At 42.0% G+C, this 7,756-nt stretch carries 6 protein-coding genes; 4 read left to right on the forward strand and 2 right to left on the reverse strand.

The window, feature by feature from the left end; all coding sequences use genetic code 11:
* Window positions 1-269 precede the first annotated feature (269 nt).
* The 3 genes from ccoG (at window position 270) to FNZ24_RS20935 (ending at window position 4,670) form a co-directional block, all read left to right on the forward strand.
* Window positions 270-1,775, forward strand: coding sequence for a cytochrome c oxidase accessory protein CcoG (gene ccoG, locus FNZ24_RS20925; protein WP_153916728.1), 1,506 nt, complete (start codon window positions 270-272; stop codon window positions 1,773-1,775).
* A gap of 209 nt (window positions 1,776-1,984) precedes the next feature.
* A complete protein-coding gene (locus tag FNZ24_RS20930) occupies window positions 1,985-2,821 on the forward strand; it encodes a formate/nitrite transporter family protein (RefSeq protein WP_153916729.1) in 837 nt (278 codons plus the stop codon).
* 70 nt (window positions 2,822-2,891) lie between these two features.
* Window positions 2,892-4,670: a bifunctional protein-serine/threonine kinase/phosphatase gene (locus FNZ24_RS20935; RefSeq protein WP_153916730.1), complete on the forward strand. Its 1,779-nt coding sequence runs from the start codon at window positions 2,892-2,894 to the stop codon at window positions 4,668-4,670.
* Window positions 4,671-4,763: 93 nt separating this feature from the next.
* Here FNZ24_RS20935 and cynS read toward each other — a convergent pair whose 3' ends face one another.
* A complete protein-coding gene (gene cynS / locus FNZ24_RS20940; RefSeq protein WP_153916731.1) occupies window positions 4,764-5,204 on the reverse strand; it encodes a cyanase in 441 nt (146 codons plus the stop codon).
* Between the two features lie 258 nt (window positions 5,205-5,462).
* Window positions 5,463-5,981 (reverse strand): malate synthase, encoded by a 519-nt coding sequence (locus tag FNZ24_RS20945; RefSeq protein ID WP_153916732.1) that lies wholly within the window; start codon window positions 5,979-5,981, stop codon window positions 5,463-5,465.
* A gap of 198 nt (window positions 5,982-6,179) precedes the next feature.
* On the opposite strand from FNZ24_RS20945, the gene FNZ24_RS20950 reads away from it, so the two are divergent.
* Window positions 6,180-7,703: a DUF3612 domain-containing protein gene (locus FNZ24_RS20950; protein ID WP_153916733.1), complete on the forward strand. Its 1,524-nt coding sequence runs from the start codon at window positions 6,180-6,182 to the stop codon at window positions 7,701-7,703.
* Window positions 7,704-7,756 lie beyond the last annotated feature (53 nt).

Consider the following 7,756-nt stretch of genomic DNA (forward strand, 5'->3'; position numbering starts at 1 on the left):
CTTGGCGGCATATCAAGCATAGCTGMTGCCGCCAAGTACCTTACGTTCGAGAATGAAGAAGTTATCCATTAGCCGATAGATGATTTGGTTAAACAGAAAGATAAATTCGATTGGGTCACGATATATCGTCAATTAGTGATATATCGTGATTTAATAAATACCAGAAATTATTTTTAGCAATTAAAATCAATACGTTATGATTATACTGTGATTGGCGCAGGTTTTGCTCTTTAGCGTACAGCTAATAAGAGAAAACTAGGAACCACACAATGTCAGATCCAGTATCGTCAGAGTCAGTATCAAGTCGGTTAGCCGCTTCTTCCGCCCAGCGTATTGCCATTGTTAATGTCAGCGCATCAGGGAAAATACACGTTAGAGAGCAACAAGGTGTATTTCAAAAAATCCGTCAGCATACTAATACTTTGCTGATCGCAATATTTTTCCTGATCCCTTTCATTAATTTCAACGGGCGTCAGGCTATTTTCTTTGATGTGACCGAGCAGCAATTCTTCTTTTTTAATATCACCTTATGGCCGCAAGATTTTACCGTGCTGGCTTGGGTATTTATGGCAGCAGCATTCGCATTGTTTTTTGTCACGGTATATTTTGGCCGGGTATGGTGTGGTTTTTTGTGTCCACAAACGGCGTGGACGGCAATGTTTATGTGGATTGAAGCGAAAGTTGAAGGTAATCATCATCATCGCACCGCATTAGATAAAGCCCCTTTATCTGTCAGAAAAGTCAGTAAAAGAGTATCAAAACATTCAGCTTGGGCGGTTATGGCATTAATCACGGGTTGCGGTTTTATGGCTTACTTTATGCCAGCACGCGATTTGTATATTGATATTTTCACTTTCAGTAGCGGTTTTTGGACTGGAGTTTGGGTGTGGTTTTTTGCTTTGTGCACCTATTTAAATGCAGGCTGGATGCGTGAAATGATGTGTTTGCATTGCTGTCCATATTCGCGTTTTCAGGCAGTGATGTTTGACTCCAATACTAAAACAGTGAGCTATGATGCCGCGCGTGGTGAAAGTCGTGGCCCACGAAAACGTAATAAGCGACAAGGAGCGCAAACTAATGACAGCAAACCTGCAGGCTTAGGTGATTGTGTCGATTGTCATTTGTGTGTCGATGTTTGTCCGACGGGCATCGATATTCGTAATGGCTTACAGTATGAATGTATTAATTGTGGTGCTTGTGTGGATGCCTGTAATCAAACTATGGAGAAGTTTGGTTATTTACCAAATTTGATTAGTTTTACCAGTGAAAATGCGCTTAAAAAAGGCGAGAAACCTTCGCTCTGGTCCGTAAAAGCATTAGGTTATGCGACAGCGTTATTGGTGATGCTAGTGCTTATTGCCATGGATTTGAACAGTAGAACTGATATCCAGCTCAATGTTATCCGCGATCGCCAAAGCCTATATCGTGTGGTCAGCAGCGAACCCAATAAAGAAGTAATAGAGAATAGCTATTTACTTAAAATTCGAAATAAAACTCAGCAAGCGGCTTTTTATAAAATCAGTATCGCTTATGACAACTTGTCTGCTTATGAATTTGAGGTTGAAACCGAAACCTTGGTATTGATTAAGGCGGCTGAACAGTTGGAATATCCAGTAACGGTAACCAGTGTAATGAAAGATAACCGTGGCATAACGCCAAGAAGTGCACGGGATGTAGTTACTTTCTTGATCACTGAGGTTGATTCTGGAGGCGTGATTGACTCTCAAAAACCATTAAGTCAAGTGTCTCAAGATTCACGATTTTTTAGGCCTTAATAGATAAAAATAATAATAAATACAGGGTACAACGGCGAAAGTGTAACGTTCCATTTTAGGGCGGGTCGAACAAATAACGAACTATTATAGTGCTTTAGCTAATTAACTTATGATAGACCTTTATGTTAACAACTTGTTTCTTTGGGTTTTTTTATAGTGGCATAGAACTGGCAAAACATGATCAGAATTAAATCTAGGAGAGTGTAGCTATGTCGTATATTGAACCAAAAGAGTTCGCCGTAAAAATGGTCGACTCAGGTGAACAGAAAATCTTTATGTCAACCAAGGACACTTTTGTCCGTGCCTTTATGGCGGGGGCAATTTTAGGTCTGGCGGCATTTTTTGCCATTACTGTGATAGTTAAGACTGGCAGCTTACTTACGGGCTCAATTTTGTTCCCTGTAGGTTTTATCATGCTGTATTTAATGAAGTTTGATCTATTGACTGGGGTATTCACTCTGGTGCCATTAGCTGTGTTAGATAAACGAAATGGCTGTACTGTCGACCAAATGCTGCGTAATTGGGGTTTAGTGTTTGTGGGTAACTTTGCCGGCGCGCTTACTGTGGCCTTTTTTGCATCGTTCATTTTGACTTATGGATATAACACAGATGGTGGTGTGTTGGCAGCGAAAGTCAGTAGTATTGGTGAGTCACGAACCTTAGGTTATCAGGAACATGGCTTTGCTGGATGGATGACCATTTTCATCCGTGGCATGTTATGTAACTGGATGGTATCTATGGGGGTTGTTGGTGCAATGATTTCAACTTCAGCCAGTGGCAAAATGATGGCGATGTGGATGCCGGTGATGTTGTTCTTCTTTATGGGGTTTGAGCACTCAATTGTGAACATGTTCCTGTTCCCATTCTCGATGATCATGGGGGGAGATTTCACTGTAATGGATTACCTTGTTTGGAATGAAATCCCTACCGCGCTTGGTAATTTAGTTGGTGGATTTGTGTTAGTTGGTTTACCGCTTTATCTTACTCATGTAAAAGAAAGCCCAGCACGTAAGCGTGAACAAGCGCGCCGCGAAAAGCTTGCATAAGCTTTTGATGATTAATGCTCTGTGCCATTAAGCAGGTTTAGCTTACGGTAGCAGAGCATTTTTATTTTCTATGTCTAAAACACTCAAACTGACCATTGGCCAACATTGCGTTAGCGGGGTTAAACCTGTTAACCAAGATTGCTGTGGCAGCCGACAGCCGAAAAGCCCACAGCTTAATAGTAAAGGTGCCGTGGTCGCAATTGCCGATGGTATTAGTAGCAGTGACGTCAGTGATATTGCTAGCGAAACCGCGATTAGTAACTTTCTTAATGATTATTATGCAACCCCTGACGCTTGGTCGGTTAAAACCTCCGCACATAAAGTCTTACAAGCCTTAAATCATTGGTTGTTTGCTCAAGGCCAACAAGGTCTGCACCGCCATGATGCGAATAAAGGTTATGTCTGCACTTTCAGCGCATTAGTGTTTAAATCTAATACCGCGCATTTATTTCACTGTGGCGATTCACGTATTTATCAATTAAGTGGTCAGTCATTAGAGCAATTGACTAAGGATCATCGCCGTTATGTTGGTGATACAAGTTACCTGAGCCAAGCATTAGGTATTAGTCCATTGTTAAGCTGTGATTATCATGCCCATCCGGTTAAACAGGGCGACATTTTTGTGCTCACAACAGACGGAGTACATGAGTTTTTATCTGCCAAAGTCATTGCTGATGCGATTATTCAAGAGGTCGAACGAGGGCTGAAAAGGGCTAGTGCAGTTACAACTCCTGTTGATAAAAAAGCTATTGATGCAAAAGGTGCTGATTTTGATCGAGTCGCGCAAGACTTGGTGGCGCAAGCGTTGACTGCCGGAGGGGATGATAATCTGACAATCCAAATTGTCAGCGTTGATGGGTTGCCCAGCCATGAGGTGAATGAGTTTAAACAATTGTTGACTCAACTGCCTTTGCCGCCAGCTTTACATAGCGAACAAGAGTTCGAAGGCTTTACCATTCAACGTGAATTGTATGTTAGCAGTCGCAGTCGAGTTTACCTTGCTCAGGATAAAGCATCAGGCCAGCGGGTGGTCATTAAGGTTCCTTCTGATGAAATGCGCCACAATGAAGATCATTTAGAAACCTTGTTAATGGAAGATTGGGTGGCACAAAGAGTATCTAACACTCACTTATTAAAACCATTCGTATCAACATCGCCTAAACAATACCTTTATACAGTAACAGAGTATGTTGAAGGCTGTACTTTGGCCCAGTGGATCCATGATCACGCCCAACCTGACTTAGACACAGTGAGAAATCTGGTTATTCAAATTGCCCGAGGCTTACAAGCTTTGCACCGACAAGAAATGGTTCATCAAGACCTACGTCCTGAAAATATTATGATAGATACTGCAGGTGTGATTAAAATTATCGACTTTGGCGCGACTGCAGTGGCTGGAATCATTGAAACCCAAGGGGTTGATGATCACATGCTGGGCACCGCGCAATACAGTGGTCCAGAGTACTTCATTGGAGATTTAGGGGATAATCGCAGTGACATTTTCTCACTGGCGGTGATTACCTATCAAATGCTTACTGGTTATTTACCCTATGACGCGAATGTTGCAAAGGCGACAACATTAAAAGCGCAACAAAGTTTGCGATATATTCCAGCCCGAAGTCGAAATGCTGCCGTACCTCACTGGGTTGATTATGCACTTGAAAAAGCCCTGGCAGTGGATCCCGCAAAGCGCACCGCAGAAGTATCTGAGTTTATTTATAACCTCAAATACCCACACCCTAAAGCGACTCGAGAGAACGTGCCTTTTATTGATAAAGACCCGATTTTATTTTGGCAGCGGTTATCTTTGTTATTGGGGCTAGGGTTAGTTATTGCTTTGCTGAATTAAGCTGAATATGACTTAATGTAAATAGCTAACTCCAAGATTTCAAAGTTAATAGTATTTACTTAACCGCTCAGCTTAATTCATTGTTAACGATAATTACCAAGCTTTATAAGGCAAAAACTTACCATTCATGGTGATCACCACTCTGTCGCCCTTCGGATCTGTTTGCTTTTCAACATCCATAGAAAAATCAATGGCGCTCATAATACCATCGCCAAATTGTTCTTGGATGACTTCTTTAAGTGTTTCACCGTAAACACCAACCACTTCATATAAACGATATACTAGCGGATCTTGTGGCACATCACGTTGCCATTTTTTGATGGGATAGGCCTTAAGTGCAGCTTGTGAACCTGCAGGAAGCTCCAGTAACTGGCACAGTTTTTCTGCTACTTTCTCTGGCATGCTATTCATCCCTAAACAAGCTGATGTGACCCAAACACAGCCCATTCCTAATTCATCAGCAATGTTTTGCCAACTTAATTGACGTGCATGTTTTGCTAATACAATGGCTTCAACGACTTGTTCTTTATTCATTTTATATTCCTATAGGGATGATAAACACAGATAAGACGTCGCAAGAGTTAGGCCATGATTGAACCTATTTAAAATCAGTGTTTTATAGTTTTAAATCGTAGTCTCGCGTCTGTTTTAGTGCATGATCAGCTAATTATTGGTGCGATATTATGGGTGTGATAAATGATGAGGGACTCTAAGAAGGGCTGCGGTAGAATTGCTGATAACAAAAAGGCTGACAATTATGTCAGCCTTAATAACAAGGTTTCCTAATGCCAACTAACGCTGATGCATTGCGTAGTCAGTACCATCTTTGGCGGTAAACACTTTGCAGTTACCTTCTGTTGGTAAGCAGCGTGAATGCAACATGCTTACCCATTGCTTGTAAGGTGTCGGTAGGTTTTTAATTGGCAGTGCAACTTGAATATCTTCAATGTGAGCTGGGTCGTTAGCACCTAGTTCGCCATTGCGGTCAAAGCTCACTTCAACATGGGTATCGTTATTTTTTAATACCACAGAAGTTGGGTCGCTTTTATGTCCCGTTAGAGCAACAAACTGACATGGGTTTTGCAATCCACATTGGCTGCCATCTTTCATAAACGCTAAAAGATGAGTGTAGTAAATAACATAGCTACTAACATCGGCGTGAGAGCCTTCGGTTAGCGGGAAGTTGTCATCTAAAAATACTTTCGCATTGTTAATTTTATCTGCGTTAGTACTGGTCGCCACAAATTGTTCCTCAATGAAGCTGTTAAGGTTGTGAGCTGCTGTATTGGTGTGCATTGTTGTCATAGTCATAACCTTATCCTCTTCGTTTGGGTCATTACACTGACTGGTTGTTTAACTCAGGTCAGTGTTACTTCTCTTACCATTGATTCATGTTGCTAGCTGCGGTGAACGATTTTCAAAAACTGTTTCCCGATTGCTTAATTTGTAGTCTAGAGTATTTTTCACTACAATTTCACAATAAAAATTTTACACTGTGAATTTTACAAAATGCGAAATGATCAAAGCTTGATGAGAAAGTCACATTTTCTGGGTACCAAGATACGAAATCTACGCAAACGGAATCATTTGACGATGGAAGATTTGTCGGCCAGATGTATCCGAGTGGATTCCAGCTCTGCGCCTTCGGTATCGTATCTATCTATGATCGAGCGAGGTAAGCGTGTACCTAGTGCGGGGATGCTGGCTGTTATCGCCACAGTGTTTCAAAAAGAGGTGGATTGGTTTTTAGATGACATGCCTGAAGAGCAGTCTATTACGCCAGAAAAAGGTCGCCGTGGTGGTATAAGTGGGATGCCACTTGAACCAAGCTTCTTATTTTCCAACGATATTTTACAAATTGCGATCCCTGAAATGTTGTCACAAACAGGGACTTCAGGTAGGCAATTTGCGCAGTTATTGATCCGTGCTCACCAAGAGCATCATCAAAATCACTTCCCTGATCTGGAACGAGCCGCGGAAGATATCGGCAAGAAACAGATGCCATTGAGCGCTGATGAAATGCTCACAATTGCTAAAAGCATGGGACTTAAAATTAAGTGGATTGATGAAACCCCAACTGAGGTGTTAGATGAAACTGGAGTCCGTTCATCACGTTTAACCACCTCATTTTTTGAGCCGCCAGCGACCATTTTTATCAATAAAGCCCTAAAGTCTAATGCGCCGAGGCTCAAATATGACTTAGCAGTACACATCGGGCACTGCGTTTTACACAATAAAGACGGTTTAAAAAGTGTCATGACATCGGGGCGTCGAGTTGAAGTCGATGATGATGCTGCAATGCAGTCAAATACCTTAAATGCGCAAGATATTTTGCATGCATGGCGCGACTTTGAATCAAGCTTTTTTGCTGGCGCTTTGTTGTGTCCTAAGGTGCCATTTAGACAGCTCCTTGACCGTCACGGTTACGAGATTGATATTCATAAACAATTGCAAGTTTCGGCCTCTGTGGCGATGAGAAGGATGACGGTCGTTTCGCCTTATCCACACTGGCATTACTTTGATGCTTATGCGCCAGGTAAGCTTAAAGCCGTTTATCGTGGTAATGGTATTCCACTGCCTTGGGGCAATATGCGCATTGTCGAAGATCCTTGTCATCACTGGGCTGTGTTTAGAAAGATTAACGAGCCATCGGCAGGCACATCAGCTCAAATATCAATTTTGAATGTGGGTAATGAGCCACGTATTTACTGTTGTGAGTCGATAAAAGTAGATGATTCAGCGGGTAACCCACATGTATTGTGCGCGGGGATTGATCTGAACCCTGCCATTGAAGCTCAAGGCAAAGATGCTGAAAAAATCACTGAAGATTTAAAGCAAGCTTGTGTAGATAATGGCGGTTTAGTGGCGATACCTAAATCGATAAAAGCCGATTTAACCAGTGTGGCTAAAATACTCAACATTAATTGGATTGAACGCGGTATCGAAAACGAGGCTAGAGTGATTTGTTCACGTGGTGCAGTGTGTCCACGTCAGCCTAGTTGTTATGCTAGCGGAAAAGCACAGTGTGATTAAAAGCTTTTATAAATGAGAAAGCTGTWGTTTCCCCTCTTGCTCTGGTGTGGGCG

It is taken from the genome of Shewanella sp. TC10, assembly GCF_009663145.1.
In the GTDB taxonomy this organism is placed as follows: domain Bacteria; phylum Pseudomonadota; class Gammaproteobacteria; order Enterobacterales; family Shewanellaceae; genus Shewanella.